Source organism: Sellimonas catena (assembly GCF_027924685.1).
Taxonomy (GTDB): domain Bacteria; phylum Bacillota; class Clostridia; order Lachnospirales; family Lachnospiraceae; genus Sellimonas; species Sellimonas catena.
On record NZ_BSBO01000003.1, the window covers coordinates 63,883 to 81,200 of the forward strand.

At 46.3% G+C, this 17,318-nt stretch carries 15 protein-coding genes and 1 pseudogene; all 16 read left to right on the forward strand.

Going from position 1 to position 17,318, the window contains the following annotated elements:
• Window positions 1-107 precede the first annotated feature (107 nt).
• Window positions 108-2,147: an ornithine carbamoyltransferase gene (gene argF, locus Selli1_RS18450; RefSeq protein WP_281872227.1), complete on the forward strand. Its 2,040-nt coding sequence runs from the start codon at window positions 108-110 to the stop codon at window positions 2,145-2,147.
• A 187-nt stretch (window positions 2,148-2,334) separates the two neighbouring features.
• On the forward strand, window positions 2,335-3,129 hold the full coding sequence (locus tag Selli1_RS02315; protein ID WP_281872228.1) for a biotin--[acetyl-CoA-carboxylase] ligase: 795 nt from the start codon (window positions 2,335-2,337) through the stop codon (window positions 3,127-3,129).
• Window positions 3,130-3,156: 27 nt separating this feature from the next.
• Window positions 3,157-3,525: a DUF6145 family protein gene (locus Selli1_RS02320; protein WP_281872229.1), complete on the forward strand. Its 369-nt coding sequence runs from the start codon at window positions 3,157-3,159 to the stop codon at window positions 3,523-3,525.
• The gene (gene dusB / locus Selli1_RS02325) at window positions 3,522-4,484 is read left to right on the forward strand and encodes a tRNA dihydrouridine synthase DusB (RefSeq protein WP_281872230.1); all 963 of its coding nucleotides are present in this window, start codon (window positions 3,522-3,524) and stop codon (window positions 4,482-4,484) included. The genes Selli1_RS02320 and dusB overlap by 4 nt, the downstream gene beginning before the upstream one ends.
• A gap of 172 nt (window positions 4,485-4,656) precedes the next feature.
• Complete coding sequence (gene greA, locus Selli1_RS02330) at window positions 4,657-5,139, forward strand: transcription elongation factor GreA (protein ID WP_087169185.1); 483 nt, start codon at window positions 4,657-4,659, stop codon at window positions 5,137-5,139.
• 52 nt (window positions 5,140-5,191) lie between these two features.
• A complete protein-coding gene (lysS, locus tag Selli1_RS02335; protein ID WP_281872231.1) occupies window positions 5,192-7,165 on the forward strand; it encodes a lysine--tRNA ligase in 1,974 nt (657 codons plus the stop codon).
• 204 nt (window positions 7,166-7,369) lie between these two features.
• The gene (locus Selli1_RS02340; protein WP_087169187.1) at window positions 7,370-7,711 is read left to right on the forward strand and encodes a nucleotidyltransferase domain-containing protein; all 342 of its coding nucleotides are present in this window, start codon (window positions 7,370-7,372) and stop codon (window positions 7,709-7,711) included.
• Window positions 7,698-8,108: pseudogene (locus Selli1_RS02345) on the forward strand (HEPN domain-containing protein). Before Selli1_RS02340 ends, Selli1_RS02345 begins: the two are co-directional and overlap by 14 nt.
• 111 nt (window positions 8,109-8,219) lie before the next feature.
• On the forward strand, window positions 8,220-9,002 hold the full coding sequence (locus tag Selli1_RS02350) for a hypothetical protein (protein WP_138373716.1): 783 nt from the start codon (window positions 8,220-8,222) through the stop codon (window positions 9,000-9,002).
• Window positions 9,003-9,164: 162 nt separating this feature from the next.
• On the forward strand, window positions 9,165-10,073 hold the full coding sequence (locus Selli1_RS02355; protein WP_118636159.1) for a trans-4-hydroxy-L-proline dehydratase activase: 909 nt from the start codon (window positions 9,165-9,167) through the stop codon (window positions 10,071-10,073).
• A 4-nt stretch (window positions 10,074-10,077) separates the two neighbouring features.
• A complete protein-coding gene (hypD, locus tag Selli1_RS02360) occupies window positions 10,078-12,456 on the forward strand; it encodes a trans-4-hydroxy-L-proline dehydratase (protein ID WP_087166970.1) in 2,379 nt (792 codons plus the stop codon).
• A 153-nt stretch (window positions 12,457-12,609) separates the two neighbouring features.
• Window positions 12,610-14,268 carry a DUF885 family protein gene (locus tag Selli1_RS02365; RefSeq protein WP_281872232.1) on the forward strand — a complete coding sequence of 553 codons (1,659 nt, stop codon included), beginning with the start codon at window positions 12,610-12,612 and terminating at the stop codon, window positions 14,266-14,268.
• A 91-nt stretch (window positions 14,269-14,359) separates the two neighbouring features.
• Window positions 14,360-14,812, forward strand: a complete 453-nt coding sequence (locus Selli1_RS02370; RefSeq protein WP_087253269.1) for a PTS sugar transporter subunit IIA — start codon at window positions 14,360-14,362, stop codon at window positions 14,810-14,812.
• A gap of 173 nt (window positions 14,813-14,985) precedes the next feature.
• Entirely contained in the window at window positions 14,986-15,672 is a 687-nt protein-coding gene (locus Selli1_RS02375) for an L-ribulose-5-phosphate 4-epimerase (RefSeq protein ID WP_087253270.1), read from the forward strand.
• Window positions 15,673-15,707: 35 nt separating this feature from the next.
• On the forward strand, window positions 15,708-16,427 hold the full coding sequence (locus tag Selli1_RS02380) for an HAD family hydrolase (RefSeq protein ID WP_087166988.1): 720 nt from the start codon (window positions 15,708-15,710) through the stop codon (window positions 16,425-16,427).
• Between the two features lie 16 nt (window positions 16,428-16,443).
• On the forward strand, window positions 16,444-17,247 hold the full coding sequence (locus Selli1_RS02385) for a DUF3592 domain-containing protein (RefSeq protein WP_087166989.1): 804 nt from the start codon (window positions 16,444-16,446) through the stop codon (window positions 17,245-17,247).
• Window positions 17,248-17,318: the final 71 nt, after the last annotated feature.

The following is a 17,318-nucleotide window of genomic DNA, read 5'->3' on the forward strand; positions in this document are numbered from 1 at the left end:
ATCCATGTTTTACACAAGAAAGAAATGAAAAAAAGCGAAAGATTGTTGAAAATATAGATTGTAATTTTATGCAAAAAAGAGTATTATAATGCATAAGGAGTGAAAGAATGAAACCTGTGATCGATTTATCAAAAGAATACGGGCTTGTGCTGGACGGCGGAGGAGCAAGAGGCGCGTACCAGATTGGGGCGTGGAAAGCACTTCGCGAGGCGGGAGTCCGGATCAGAGGGGTAGCAGGAACTTCCGTAGGCGCACTGAATGGAGCGCTGATCTGTATGGGAGATGTAGGAGAAGCAGAACGTGTCTGGGAAGAAATGACATTTTCAAAAGTCATGGACGTGGATGATAACTGGATGGAGCGTTTCTTTCAGAAAGAAGTCACAGTACGGGAACTCATAAAAGAGCTGATGAGCTGTCTGAAAGACGGCGGAGTTGATGTGACGCCTCTGAAAGAGCTGATTCATCAGGTGCTGGATGAAGAAAAAATCCGGAATGCAGGGATTGATTTTTCCCTTCTCACATTTTCCGTATCAGATATGAAAGAACTAGATCTTACACTGGATCAGATTCCGGAAGGGCTACTTGCAGATTTTCTTCTGGCAAGCGCCTATCTGCTCGGTTTTAAAAACGAACCGCTTCATGGGAAAACGTATCTGGACGGAGGGGTAATCAATAATGTACCGCTGAATTCGCTTGTGAAACGCGGCTATAAGAACATTATTACCGTGCGAATTTACGGACCGGGGCGGGAGCCTCGGGTACATCTGGATGAGGATACAAAAGTGTACGAAATCGCACCGAGAGTCAGTCTGGGAAGCATTCTGGAATTTCACGGGAAACGCAGCAGACAGAATCTGAAAATCGGATACTACGATGCGAAACGGATGATTTACGGGCTGAAAGGTCTGATTTACTACATTGACACAGACAGGACAGAAGAGGACTATCAGCAGATGCTCGCCGGTCTCAGGGAAAAAGAAAAACGGGAAATCAAATTTGTGCTCAAAGTTCCGCTGGGAGCGACAGATGAGACCTTGTATCTGTCCATGCTGGAAGCAAGCGCAAAATATTTCCGGATCCCCAAATATCAGATTTATACAGAAGATGAACTCGCGGCACTTGTGCATATGAAATATGAGAAGATGAAAGGAGAACCCGGATTACCGGGATTTATCCATATATTGGCAGGAATCAGGGAGGAGAAGAACATGAATTTAAAAGGAAGAAGCTTTTTAACATTGAAAGATTTCACGCCGGATGAGATCCGTTATCTCGTAAACCTGGCGGCAGAACTGAAGGAAAAAAAGAAAAAAGGAATCCGGGGCCATGCGCTGGAAGGAAAGAATATTGCACTGATTTTCGAAAAACCGTCCACCAGAACAAGATGCGCCTTTACGGTAGCTGCAAATGACGAAGGAGGATTTCCTACCTATTTAAGCGGCAATGAAATTCAGCTCGGACATAAAGAAAGCGTGGAGGATACAGCACGGGTACTCGGAAGAATGTTTGACGGAATCGAATTCCGGGGCTTCCGGCACTCCCACGTAGAACTGCTGGCAAAATACAGCGGAGTCCCGGTATGGAACGGGCTGACCGATGATTACCATCCGACCCAGGTACTCGCCGATCTTCTCACCATCCAGGAACATTTCCAGTACTTTGAAGGCCTGAAATTCGTTTATATCGGCGATGGAAGAAACAATATGGCAAACAGCCTCATGATCGGCTGCGCCAAAGTCGGAATCGACTTCGTGCTGATCGCACCGTCCGAACTGTGGCCGATGCGCTCCCTCGTCCGCACATGCCAGGAATATGCCGACGCCTCCGGATCCACCATCACCATCTCCGATAACACAAACGACGTCGAAGGCGCTGACATCATTTACACGGACGTATGGATCTCCATGGGCGAAGAAGAAAAAACAGACGAAAGAAAAGCACTCCTCCACAAGTACCAGGTTAACAGAAAACTGATGGAAAAGACACAAAAAGACACAACTATATTTATGCACTGTCTGCCAGCGGTCAAAGGATACGAAGTCACAGAAGACGTATTCGAAAGCCCGGCATCCGTCGTATTCGACGAAGCAGAAAACAGACTCCACACCATCAAAGCCGTGATGGTAGCAACACTCGGAGAAGAATAAATATTGAATACGGTGTATATTTTTATCATTGGGGACGGGTTCCGATGCATCGGAACCCGTCCCCAATGAAAATTTTCAGAATCGTTTATGGATTTGCGTTTTGTGAAAGGTGTGTTATAATTCATCAGGAAAGTATCAGATTCAGAGCGGAAAAAAGAATAGTTCTGAGTGAAGGAGTGGCTTGGTTATGCGCGGACAGGAGATTATATCCCGGCTTCGGACGGGATGGATGGGCCGGGAGATCCGGGTTTTGGACGAAGCGGATTCGACGAATCTGAGAGTGAAGACGGCAGCCGGTGAGGGCGCGAGTGCGGGTCTGGTAATTCTGGCGGAGCAGCAGACGGACGGCCGCGGCCGGAGAGGGCGGGCCTGGCAGTCGCCTGCGGGTGAGAATATTTATATGACGGTGCTTCTGCGCCCGGATTTTGAGCCGGATAAGGCGCCGATGCTGACGCTTCTTGCGGCCTGTGCGGCGGCGAGAGCGGTGTATCAGCCAGGTGAGAAGTGTCCCCAGATCAAGTGGCCGAATGACCTGGTTATGGACGGGAAGAAGATCTGCGGGATTCTAACCGAGATGGGGATGAAAGGCGGAAGCACGGAATATGTGATCGTCGGGATCGGAATCAACTGTAATCAGACGGAGTTCCCGGAGGAGATCCGGCAGAAAGCGACTTCGTTGAAATGTGAGTACGGCCATGAGGTCTGCCGGGAAGAGATCGTTGCACGTTTTTTGCAGGAGTTTGAGAGCCTGTACGAAGAGTTCGCAAGAAGAAAGTCGCTGGAGTTTATCCAGGATGAGTATGAGACCCTTCTTGTCAATGAAGGAAAGCGTGTCTGCGTGCTGGAGCCGGGAAAGGAATGGACCGGAGTGGCTGCGGGGATCACGGAGACGGGTGAGCTGATCGTGAAAAAGGACAGTGGGGAGATCTGTGAGATTTCATCCGGGGAAGTGTCTGTCCGCGGCGTGTACGGCTATGTATAGAAAATAAAATGTCAGGAGAAAAGCAGGATGTACGAAGAAAAAGTAGTATTGTGCGGTGCAAATTCATATGAAGAAAAATATTATCTGAATCCGGATTTTGATAATCTTCCGGATCATATCAAGGACGAACTGAAGATTATGTGTGTTCTCTATGTCCATGATGTCGGCGGAATTCTTACGCTTGTATACGAAGAGGATGGTTCCCTTTGCTTTGAAGTTACGTCAGAAGAGGGCGATCCGATGTTTGACGATATCGGAAGCGCTCTGAAAATCAAGGAACTTCAGAGAACAAAGGAGGAGCTGCTTCAGTCACTTCAGCTCTATTACAGAGTCTTCTTCATGGGAGAAGATCTGGAAGAGCAGGAGGATCAGGAGGATCAGGAAGAAAACGTATGAAAACATTAACCATTGGAAACGTAGAACTGGCAAACCGCTACATTCTGGCGCCGATGGCGGGGGTGACGGATCTTCCCTTCCGCCTTCTGTGCAGGGAAATGGGAGCGGGCCTTCTCTGTATGGAGATGGTCAGCGCGAAAGCTATTTTATATGGAAATAAAAATACGAAAAGCCTTCTGGAAATTCATCCGGAAGAGCCGCCGGTATCGCTGCAGCTTTTTGGATCGGATCCGGATATCATGAGTGAAATCGCAAAGAGGATCGAGGAGCTTCCGTTTGCGTTTCTGGATATCAATATGGGATGTCCGGTGCCGAAAATTGTGAAGAACGGTGAAGGCTCCGCTTTGATGCAGAACCCGAAACTGGTGCATGAGATTGTATCGAAAGTTTCCCGGGCAATTAAAAAACCGCTGACGGTGAAAATCCGGAAGGGCTTTGATGATGACCATGTCAACGCAGTAGAAATCGCGAAAATCATCGAAGATGCCGGTGGCGCCGCAGTGGCTGTGCACGGACGGACGAGGGAACAGTATTATTCCGGACATGCGGACTGGGAGATTATCCGCAAAGTGAAAGAGGCGGTATCCATTCCGGTAATTGGAAACGGCGACGTGGCTTCCGGGAAAGATGCCGAGAGGATGTTTCAGGAGACCGGCTGCGACGGCATCATGATCGGCCGTGCCGCCCAGGGAAATCCGTGGATCTTCCGCGATCTGATTACTTACGAGGAGACGGGAGAAGAGCCGGCAAAGCGGACGGCAGATGAGGTGCGGGAGATGATGCTGCGCCATGCGAAGCTTCAGATCCTGTACAAAGGAGACTACACGGCAATCCGGGAAATGCGGAAGCATGTGGCGTGGTATACATCCGGATTTCCGAATTCCGCAAAACTGCGGGATGAGATCAATCATGCCGAAAGTTATGAGGAACTGGAAGCACTTTTAAATGACCGTCTGTAGGGCCTGGAAACGCCTGGGAAATAGTGAGGAAAGTGCAAGGAATCCCGCAGAAATCTTGACATGCTGGGATGCGTTATGTATAATATTGAAATTACGGAAGTAGAATATTCCATACCATTTTGCAGCAGATCCGGCTGCGTACTAGTTCATTTATGTAAGGAAGGTAAACAAGATGGAAGAAAAGAAAACAATATTGACTTATGCGGGCTTGAAAGCTTTGGAAGATGAACTTGAAAATTTAAGGGTCGTAAAGCGGAAAGAAGTTGCCGAGAAGATCAAAGAGGCAAGAGAGCAGGGCGACTTGTCAGAGAACGCAGAATACGATGCAGCAAAAGATGAACAAAGAGATATTGAAGCCCGGATCGATGAACTCGAAAAAATCCTCAAAAATGTTGAGGTTGTTGTAGAAGAAGAAGTAGATCTGGAAAAGATTAACGTTGGATGTACAGTTCTGGTACATGACGACGAATATGATGAAGAGATTGAATTCAAAATCGTAGGTTCCACAGAGGCAAACAGCCTTCAGGGCAAAATTTCCAACGAGTCTCCGGTAGGCCAGGCTCTGATGGGAAAGAAGGTCGGAGATGTTGTAGATGTTGAGACACCGGCCGGAAATATCAGATATACAGTATTAAAGATTGAGCGTTCTATCTAACCGTACGGTACGGGAGAACATATCTGTCTGACAGAAAAAAGGAGTGAAAAAAGTGGCAGGACAGCAGAAGAATGCGCAGGATCAGGATCTGAATCAGCTTAGAAAGGTGCGCCGTGAGAAACTGGCGGAGCTTCAGGAAAGAGGAGAGGACCCGTTTCTGATTACAAAATATGATGTGACACATCACAGCCAGGAAATCAAGGATCATTTTGAGGAACTGGAAAATAAAGAAGTTTCCGTAGCGGGACGTATCATGCAGAAACGTGTGATGGGAAAAGCGTCCTTCTGCAACATTCAGGATCTGGAAGGAAACATCCAGTCTTACGTTGCGAGAGACAATATCGGTGAAGACCACTATAAAGATTTTAAGAAGTTTGATATCGGTGATATCGTAGGAATCAGAGGAACTGTTTTCAAGACAAAGACAGGAGAGATCTCGATTCATGCAGAAAGCGTACAGCTGCTTTCCAAGAGTCTGCAGGTGCTTCCGGAGAAATTCCACGGACTGACAGATACAGATACAAGATACAGACAGAGATATGTGGATCTGATCATGAACCGCGAGGTAAAAGATACATTTATCAAACGTTCTAAAATTTTGAGCAGCATCCGGAAATACCTGGATTCTCAGGGATTCCTGGAAGTTGAGACTCCGATGCTTGTGGCAAACGCAGGCGGAGCGGCGGCAAGACCGTTTGAGACACATTTCAACGCACTGGACGAAGACTTCAAGCTTCGTATTTCTCTGGAGCTTTATCTGAAACGTCTGATCGTCGGCGGAATGGAACGTGTTTATGAGATCGGACGAGTATTCCGGAACGAGGGTCTGGACACCCGCCACAATCCGGAGTTCACTCTGATGGAGCTCTATCAGGCATATACCGATTATAACGGTATGATGGATCTGACAGAGAACCTGTACCGCCATGTGGCGCAGGATGTACTTGGAACAACAAAGATCGTTTACAACGGAGTTGAGATGGATCTCGGCAAGCCGTTTGAGCGTATCACCATGATAGACGCCGTTAAGAAATACGCAGGCGTAGACTGGAATGAAGTAAAGACATTAAAGCAGGCAAGAGAGCTTGCAAAAGAACACCATGTAGAATATGAGGAGCGCCATAAGAAAGGTGACATCCTCTCCCTCTTCTTTGAAGAATTCGCAGAAGAGCACCTGATCCAGCCGACTTTTGTCATGGATCACCCGATTGAGATTTCTCCGCTCACAAAGAAGAAACCGGGAAATCCGGACTATGTAGAGCGTTTTGAGTTCTTTATGAACGGCTGGGAGATGGCAAATGCCTACTCCGAGCTGAATGACCCGATCGATCAGAGAGAGCGGTTCAAAGCGCAGGAAGAGCTTCTGGCACAGGGAGATGAAGAGGCCAACACAACAGACGAAGATTTCCTCAACGCACTGGAAATCGGTATGCCTCCGACAGGTGGTATCGGATTTGGAATCGACAGAATGTGTATGCTTCTCACCAATTCCGCAGCCATCCGTGATGTATTGCTCTTCCCGACAATGAAAGCACAGGGCGCAGCAAAGAATGAGGCGCACAATGCAGCTCAGACAGCAGGAAAAGCGGCAGAGTCAGCAGCAGAAGCAGCACCGGCAGCGGCAGAGACTGCACCGGTGAAAGTTGATATCGATTTCTCCAACGTGGAAGTAGAGCCGTTATTTGAAGATATGGTTGATTTTGAAACATTCAGCAAATCCGACTTCCGTGCAGTAAAAGTCAAAGAGTGTGAAGCAGTGCCGAAGAGCAAGAAGCTTCTGAAGTTCGTTCTCGATGACGGCAGCGGGGAAGACCGCGTGATCTTAAGCGGTATCCATGATTACTATGAGCCGGAAGAGCTGGTAGGAAAGACACTGATTGCGATTGTCAACCTGCCTCCGAGAAAGATGATGGGAATTGATTCCTGCGGTATGATCATTTCAGCAACTCACCTTGTAGAGGGAAGAGAAGGACTGAATGTACTGATCGTAGACGATAAGATTCCGGCAGGAGCAAAGCTTTACTAAGAGCGAATAGAATAAAAGATAAAACACAGCCATGATGGTACTGACAGAGAACCGTCATGGCTGTTTGTGTTATCTGTGTCACGGGATTTTGAACCAACTAAGCAAAAAAGCCTGTCGAAACAGAACAAAACCAAGTATAATATAAGTAGTTGTTAGAGAAGGTTTGTCAGAGCCTATGAGAATTTAAGGAGAGAAGGTGTTGATATGCCGACAGTAACAAGTGATTTGGTAAAGCAGTATGTGGAACTGCTCAGTAAAATATATGGAGAGCATTTAAAAACGGTTATTTTATATGGTTCTTATGCGAGAGGAGATTATACGGAAAATTCGGATATTGATATTATGGTGCTTTTGGATTTGAGCGATATGGACATAAAAAAATACCGCCATGAATTGTCGGGCATGACCTATGATTTTAACATGGATTATGATCTGGATATCAAGCCGATAGTCAAGAATAAGGAGCATTTTAATAAGTGGGTGGACGTATATCCGTTTTACACAAATATAGAAAGGGAGGGGGTAAAACTGTTTGATGCAGCATAACGAAAAGGGATCGCAACGGGATCTGGTTCTGTATCGCATTGAAACTGCAAAGAGTGATGTAAAATCGGCCAAAATACTTCTGGAAGCGGGAGAATACCGAGGAGCGAACAACAGGGCCTACTACGGAATTTATCATACTATCTCAGCAATACATGCACTTGATGGCAATGCTTACAAGAGACATAAGGACGCTCTTGCAAATTTTAATAAGAATTATATAAAGACAGAAATCTTTCCAAGAACTTTAGGAAGAAGAATTGCTTAGGCGGAGGAAATCCGACATGCGAGCGATTATGATGATTTCTATCTTGCAACGAGAGAAGAGGCAGAAGAGCAGATTGCCACAGCGATAGAGTTAATTGAGAAAGTAGAGGAATATGTGGGAAGCAAAATCTAAGAATAGTTTTGCGCTGATTCTGTCTAAGAGATAAAAAAGTAGCCATGATGGTACTGCCAGAGAACCGTCATGGCTGTTTGTGTATAAGGATGAGAGAAGAGGGGAGTACAAATGAGAAAAATACGAAGGCTGTTGTTTGGTGAAGCTGTTTTTACAGAAGAATATGCTTCATACCTGACTTTGCTTACACAGGTCGTAATCCGGAAATACCACGGCAGGAAAATAGGCCACCTGTGGACAAAGATCATCTACAAAAGCTTTTCCGTCCTGATAGCCTTGTCCTTTCTGGGAACTCTAGGATACGGTATGAGCAGGGCAACGCCTGCAGAAACGAAAGTCCAGGAAGTGTCAACAGAAATTTATGGTGACAGAGGATGGGATGAGAACCGACGTATGCTGAGCATGTGGCAGGGGGATGTCTATATTACCCTGGATAATCAGGAGAAAAAGGAACTGTGGCAGGATCTTGTTGATCTGGAAAGCCGGTACTGGGGAATTGAGCCGCCAACGGTGGAGGTGGAGCAGTATGAAGCGGAAAGCGAGAGAGATGGATACTACTCCAAAGCAGACCAGATGATCAGCGTTACGAGCAAGGCATGGTACTATTCCAGAGAGAGAATGATTGAGATTCTGCTGCATGAGGTCAATCATGCATACACACAGGCGGTAGCGGACAGTGTGAACTGGGAAGACCAGTATGAGGACGATCATACGCTTCGGATGTACGCCGATGCCTATATTTTCAAAAACGCGTCGGAACATTATACTGCGCCGGAGGAAGATAAAGAGGAGTATTACAATAATGCCCTGGAAGTTGCTGCCCGGGAGTATACGGAGGAGTGGGTCTGGAAATATCTTGAATATATTGACGAGATTCCACGTTCCACGGAGTAAGTCACGGGATAATTTGCGCATCTGGATGTAAAAGATGTTATTTTTTTATCAATTCTTTTCATTCTCTATTGACAAAATTATAACATTGTTGTACATTTAATTTAACGATTAGACTAAAGTTCAAACTGAGGTTCAAAGAGGGAGAACTGACAGGAGAGAATCATGAAAAATATCACAAATATACAGAAATTTTCGATTCATGATGGGGACGGGATTCGTACAACTGTATTTTTCAAAGGATGTCCTTTGAAGTGTGTATGGTGCCATAACCCGGAGACCCAGAGGTTTGAAAGAGAGATGGAGCTGGACAGGGAAAAATGCACAGGATGCGGAGCCTGCGCGGCGGCCTGCCCGAATGGTGCGATCCATATGGAGGATCACAAGCCGGTATGGAATTCACTGTCCTGTACATTTTGCGGAAAATGCGCAGATGTTTGTCCGGCGTCCGCAAGAGAAATCGTCGGATATGAGTATACAGTCAAAGAACTGGTTAAAGAACTCATGAAGGATCAGATGTTTTACGAACAGTCCGGCGGAGGAGTTACTTTCTCGGGCGGTGAAGTGATGTCAGTGGACATGGATTTTGTCCTCGCGGCAGCCAAAGAGCTGGACCGTCAGGGAATATCGCTTACCATCGACACATGCGGATATGCTCCTTATGAAAGATTTCAGAAGATTCTTCCTTATGTAGATACATTCCTTTATGATGTGAAGATTATGGATCCGGAGCTTCATAAGAAGTACATCGGAGTTGACAATAAACTGATACTTGAAAATCTGGTCCGCCTTTCTCAGGACGGCGCCAGAATCTATATCCGGATTCCTACCATCAAAGAGGTAAACGGAAACGAACAGAACATGAAAGAAACCATCGCGTTTCTTCAGGAACATGATATCCATCCGGCTCAGATCAATCTGCTGCCTTACCACGATACCGGAAGCGGAAAATACAGAAAGCTGGATATGGAATATAAAGGCACTGACCTGCATGCACCAGACAAAGAAGAGATGGAAGCACTGGCGGCTATATTTATCAATGCAGGATATACGAACACCAAAATAGGAGGTTAGAAAAATGGCAAAACTTCGCGGTATGAATGAAAGAATTCAGAAACTCAGACAGATCAGTGTAACTACTCCGGTTCATATTGACCTGGAAAGAGCAAAAATCGAGACAGACTTTTACAGAGAAAACGATGGAAAATATTCAATTCCGGTTATGAGAGCGATGACTCTGAAAGAATATTTTTCCAAGAAGACATTATATCTTGGAGACGGCGAACTGATCGTTGGTGAAAAAGGAAAAGATCCTCAGGCATCTCCGACATTCCCGGAACTTTGCTGCCACAGCGAAGAGGATATGATCGTCATGAGCGAAAGAGATCTGGTATCCTTCAAGACAACAGAAGAAGACCGGAAGCTTCAGAGAGAAGAGATTATCCCGTACTGGACAGGAAGAAGCATGAGAGAAAAGCTTCTTTCCAAGATGACACCGGAATGGCATGACTGCTATGAAGCAGGTATGTTCACAGAGTTCATGGAGCAGAGAGGACCTGGACATACATGCGGAGGCGAGCAGGTATTCACAACCGGATACATGGATTATAAAGAGAAAATCAAAAAGACAATGGATGCTCTGGATTACATCAATGATCCGGAAGCTCTGGATAAAGCAGAAGAGCTGAAAGCGATGGACATCGCGTGCGATGCTGTCATTATTCTTGGAGAGCGTTATCACAAACTTGCTCTTGAAATGGCAGAAAAAGAAGAAAACGAGACAAGAAAGGCAGAGCTGCTTCAGATTGCTGCAAACCTGGAAGTTGTACCGGCACACAAGCCGCAGACATACTGGCAGGCAATCCAGCTGTACTGGTTTACACACCTTGCAGTTACGACAGAACTGAATCCTTGGGATGCTTTCAGCCCGGGAAGACTGGATCAGCATCTGTATCCATATTATCAGAAAGATGTTGCCGACGGTATTCTGGATGATGAGAAAGCAAAAGAGCTTCTGGAATGTCTGTGGGTAAAATTCTACAATCAGCCGGCTCCTGTAAAAGTTGGTATCACACTGAAAGAAAGTGCAACATACACCGATTTCGCAAATATCAACACAGGCGGGGTAACACCGGATGGACGTAACGGTGTCAATGAAGTAAGTTATCTGATCCTTGACTGCATGGATGAGATGAGACTGGTTCAGCCGAACTCCAACGTAACTATCAGCAAGAAGACACCGGCAAAATTCTTAAAGAGAGCATGTGAAATCTCCAGAGAAGGATGGGGACAGCCGGCATTCTATAACACAGAGGCTCAGATTGCAGAGCTCCTTAATGCAGGAAAGAGTCTGCCGGATGCAAGACGCGGTGGATCCTCAGGATGTGTAGAGACCGGAGCATGGGGAAGCGAAGCTTATATCCTGACAGGTTACCTGAACATTCCGAAGATCTTCCAGCTGACGCTGTTCAACGGATACGATGAGTACAGCAAAAAGCAGCTTGGTCTTCAGCTTGGATACGCAAAAGACTTCAAGACATTTGACGAATTATGGGCTGCATTTAAGAAACAGCTTGAGTACTTCGTAGATGTTAAGATCCGTGGAAACAATGTTATTGAAAAATTATATGCTGAAAACATGCCGGCACCATGTCTGTCTGTTGTAACAAACGACTGTATCTCCAAGGCAAAAGACTACAATGCAGGTGGAGCAAGATACAACACAAGCTACATTCAGGGTGTAGGTATCGGAACGGTTACTGACTGTGTTGCTGCAATCAAATACAATGTTTACGACAAGAAGAACTTCACCATGGAAGAGCTGATCGAAGCAATGGAACATGACTTCGAAGGATATGATTCCATCTACAAGATGGTTCATGACAACAGCCCGAAATATGGTAATGATGATGATTACGCAGATGATATCATGCAGGATATTTTCGAGCTTTACAGAAGCACCATCACAGGACGTCCGAATATCAGAGGCGGAGAATACCGCATCGATATGCTGCCGACAACCTGTCATGTATACTTCGGAGATGTCATCCTTGCAACTCCGAACGGAAGAAAAGCTCACAAACCGGTATCCGAAGGTATCTCTCCGGAAAAATCCGCAGATACAAACGGACCGACAGCAGTTATTAAATCCTGCTCCAAGATGGATCATCTTGCAACAGGCGGAACACTTCTGAATCAGAAGTTTACACCGGACGTTGTAGCAGGCGAAGAAGGCCTCAATCATATGGCAGACCTGATCCGTTCTTACTTCGCGATGGATGGTCACCATATCCAGTTCAACGTAGTGGATCGCCAGACTCTGATCAATGCACAGAAACATCCGGAGGATTATAAAGATCTGATTGTTCGTGTTGCAGGATACAGTGATTTCTTCCGCAACCTGGATAAACCGCTTCAGGATGAGATCATTAACCGTACAGAGCAGTCTTTCAGCTAAGAGACAGAAGATAAAGTAATCAGGGACACTCTTTGAAAGTGCAGACTTTCAGAGAGTGTCCCTTTTTGTGTTGTATTGAAGAACCGTAAATGCTGTGCTAAGATGGAGAAAAGATCATAAAACCGATCAATCAGGCGGAAAGGAGTGACTGGAATGGCAAAAGGACAGGAGGAACTGCTTCGGCAGTACCGGGAGCTGGACAGGGACTGCGCACTGTTATCCAGATTTCAGCTGGATGAGAGACAGGCGGGAGGCAGACTGTTCCTCCCGACAGAAGAGCATATGAAACAGGCATGGAGCAGGTGGGCGGAGTTGAGAGACAGGGCGGATGCTCTGGAGGAGCCGGACAGAGTTTTCTCCATGGTAAAACATCATTTTCAGGATTTTCTGGATTCCCTGGAATATACACTGCGTGATAAGGAAGAGCATCCGGAGGCGGATCACCTGGGTGTGCACTGGGAAATCGAGAATACTTCCCGGCTGAACCGGCATCCGGACGAGGAACGGTGTCAGGGGCTGACGGACTATCTTCGTGAGATCTGTGAGGCAAAGGATAGCGTGCTGGAACTGATTCAGGCAAGGGCAGAAGGAAGCACGGGAGATCTTTCGGAAGAATTCCGGAAAGAGAGCAGAATGGTAGAGATGTACCGGACGGACCTGAAGCGGTTTTTTCCTTCCTTCCAGGACGGACAGATGGAAAGGCTGGAGAAGGCGCTGATGAAGACGGAGACCGTTCTGAAAGAAATGGCGGCTGTCCTTCGGGATGAAGAAGCGCCGGCGTCGGAGACAGTGGAAGAAGACCTGAAGCAGACGATAAAGATGGATGCGGACGCCTACCGGACCATTCTGCAAAAACAGATGGGAGTGTCTTTGGATGAGCTCCTGTCCTGGTATCGGGAAGAGATCGAGAAGACCAGAGCGGAAGTTTTCGAAATTGCCGGGAAATTAGATATTCCGGAACCGGTGCCGGATACAATGGAAGAGGTCAATGATATTTTGTTCAAATACGAAGGCCCTTGCGATACTCCGGAGGAGATGCTGGACCGCGCAAACGAGTATCTGAAACGAACCAGAGCGCTGGCCCATGAGTATGTCCGGCTTCCGGAGGATGAAACGTGTATCTGTTTACCAGTGCCGGAGTGCTGCAAAGATTCCTACCCGTGGGGCGGATATGAAGGCGGAGATTTCAGTATCCGGCCGCTTGTGGGACAGATGTTTCTGAATGTTTACAACTACAAGAATGTAACGGACGGATGGATCCGGATGAATACTCTCCATGAAGCCTATCCGGGGCACCATGTACAGTATGTGAGGGCCGTGGTTGACGAGACGCCGGAGACGGTCAAAATCGGAGCCAAGCTGGTGCCGCTTCTGGAAGGGACCTGCCTTCGGACCGAGCGCGCATTCCAGGATATCTTCTCGGAAGATCCGTTCTTCCCGCTCTTTGTCGCATACCGGCGGCATCATGCTTCCGTGCGGATCTGTGCCGATCTAATGCTTTTTTACTATGGTGCATCGTTGGAAGAAGTAATTGAGCTTTATGAAAAGGAACTTGGATTTGACTGGGTGACAGCAAGAGGTCAGGTGAGGGCACATCAGAACTCCCCGGGATACTTTACCTGTTACTACTATGGTATGAAAAAAATCTGTGAATGGGAGAAAGTATATGGTTTCTCCAAAAAAGAGTATACTGAGCTGTTATTTTCGGCAGGATATATCAGCATGGATCGCTTTGAGGAACTGGTGAAGATGACAACCGAAGAACGGGAACGATATTTCCATGATTTTTCCAGTCTTCTGCAGGAAAATTAAAGGGAGACAGGACTTATGAGCTCGCGCCTACATAGGGACGCAGAAGATAGAGCTGGTTGTAAATCAAAGTATTATTCTAGGAGTCAGAGAGATGTTAAAAGAATTTGTGGAAAAGAAACATTATAAATTTGCAAAGAGTGCAAAAGATTGGAAAGATGCAATCCGAATGAGCTGTGAAGTTCTGGAAGCGGACGGAACAGTGGAGGAAAATTATAAAGAAGACCTTATCAAATGTGTCGAAAAATATGGTCCCTACATTGTAATCATGCCAGGGCTTGCGATGCCACATTCGCAGGAATTTGCAGAAGGCGTACATAAGACAGAGATTGCCTTTATGAAGCTGGATCAGCCGGTAAGTTTTGATCCGACTGACCATGATAAGGATGCCATTCTGTTTTTCACACTTGCTTCCTGCAATACGGATCAGCATCTGGACAATATGTCAAGACTTGCCGAGATGCTTTCAAATGAAGAACTTGTGGAGGAACTGAAAGAAGCAAAAGGTCCGGAAGATCTTCTGGCACTTGAGGAAAAATACTTTTAAAGGAAGATTCCTGCTCATTTTAAGATCATTCATCCCCAAAATAATGACAAAAAATTATATACAATGGTATAATTGAAAGTAAGCGGAATCGATATTATAAAAAAGGGATGATTGTATCGACAAACCGCGAGATTAACAAAGTAGTATTATATACGATTACGGAGGAATAAAAAATGCTGGAAGAATTAAAACAGATTGTTTACGAGGCAAATATGGATCTCCCGAAATATGGATTGGTTACATTCACATGGGGGAATGTAAGTGCGATTGACCGGGAAAAAGGGTATTTTGTAATCAAGCCAAGTGGCGTGGATTATGACAAACTGAAACCGGAAGATATGGTTGTAATGGATCTGGAAGGAAACAAAGTTGAAGGAAAATACAACCCTTCTTCCGATACAGCGACACATCTGGAGCTTTATAAAGCATTCCCGAACATCGGAGGCGTAGTTCATACCCATTCTCCGTGGGCAACAAGCTGGGCACAGGCGGGAAGAGGAATTCCGTGCTATGGAACGACACATGCAGACTACATGTATGGTGAAATTCCATGTGCGCGCTGTCTGGAAGGAAAAGAATTTGATGAGTACGAGAAAAATACAGGCCTTTTAATTGTAGAAACATTCAAGGAGAAAGATTACGAGGCTGTTCCGGCGGTACTCTGCAAGAACCATGGGCCATTTACATGGGGCAAAAATGCCCATGAGGCTGTACACAATGCCGTTGTCCTGGAAGAAGTGGCGAAGATGGCAGCCCGCTGTGAGATGATTAATCCGGAAGTAAAACCGGCACCGCAGGATCTTCAGGATAAACACTACTACAGAAAACACGGAGCAAACGCATATTACGGACAGAACTAAAAGGAAAAAATGAAAAGGAAACGAGGCGAGGCAGGATGATCCGGGCAGTGATCTTTGATATCGATAATACCATGTATAATTTTGACCGCGCGCATGCAGCAGCAATGGAGGCGCTTTTCCGGTATGGGAATCAAGCACTCTCTCTCGAACCGGGTTCCATGAAGGAAGGGCTTTCTGCAGCACAGAAGCTCATCCTGGACCGCCTTGGAACGAATTCCTCAGCGATACACAACCGGCTGATCCGGTTCCAGACCTTTCTGGAATCCATGAAAAACGTAGATCTGACCAAAGCGCTGGAGATGTATCATACATACTGGGATACACTTCTGGCTGTGATGGAGCCGGAACCGGGGCTTAAGGATCTTATTCTTGATCTTGGCAGCAGGGGAATCCGGATCGGGATCGGCTCGGATATGACAGCATACATCCAGTTCAAAAAGCTGGAGAAGCTGGGCGTGCTGGATCAGCTCTCCTTTATCGTTACAAGCGAAGAGGCAGGAGCGGAAAAGCCGTCGCCGGAGTTTTTCCGGCTCTGTGTGGAGAAGGCCGGATGTAAGGCAGAGGAATGTGTTTTTATCGGAGATAGCCTGAAAAAGGATGTGGAAGGCGCAGAAAAAAGCGGACTTTACGGGATCTGGTATCATCCGGCGCCGGAAAACCGGAAACATGATATGCAGGAAACCGGAAGCGGATATCCTGTGATTACGTCCTATGAGACATGCCTGAAAGACGGCGGATTCTTTTCGGAAATATAACAAAGGAGAAAAGGCTATGGGATCTTTTACTTACCAGACAATCGTGCTTGTACTGATCGGTGCAGCGGTATTTGTTCTTGGCACGACCAACATAAGGGGACATTTCAGAATGAAAAGACCTGGTATGGTTTTCAAAGGAAAAGTTCTGAATGCAAAGCTGGTGGAACGAAGAGATAAAGAGGACCGGCTGATCCAGCATTATTATGAACTTCAGGTGCAGTGCAGAACACAGAATAAGACATTTAACCACAAGATAAAAAGTACAACAGAGTACGAAAAGGGAGAAGAAATCCAGCTGATGCAAAATGGCGGACAGATCACGATGGTCAGTAATAAATCCATCTCGCTTGGCATTGCCATATTGATAGCTTTCGCCGGGATGGCACTTGCTGTATTTCCGGTAGTTTACCAGAATGCGGGAAAGAAAGAAGGATCTCTTGTACTGACTGTACTTCTTATACTTGCCGGATGCATTACCTTTTTCTCTTATATGAAAGAAAGGGGAAGAAACCTGACAGAAATTCAGGGAGAAATTGTGGATGTTCTCTATTACCGGACCGGGGACAATAAAAGGTTTTCCAAGCCGGTAGAGTCTTATTATCCGCTGATCCGGTGCACACTGGACGGAAAAGAAAAGATTTTCCTCAGCAGCTACAATTCCAGCCGTCCGAATGTCTACAAAGTCGGAAGGGAAATGAAACTTTTCTATGACAAAGAGACAAGAAGCATCGTTGAAAAACGGACAAGCCCGGCACTTCTTGTGGCAGCCGCAGTTCTCTGGTGCCTCGCCCTGATTGGACTGATCAGCAGTTTTATGTAAGAATAGAAAAATGAAGATCCCGGGTTCGCCGTAATGGTTATGGCGGATCCGGGATCGTTTTTGTATCAGGA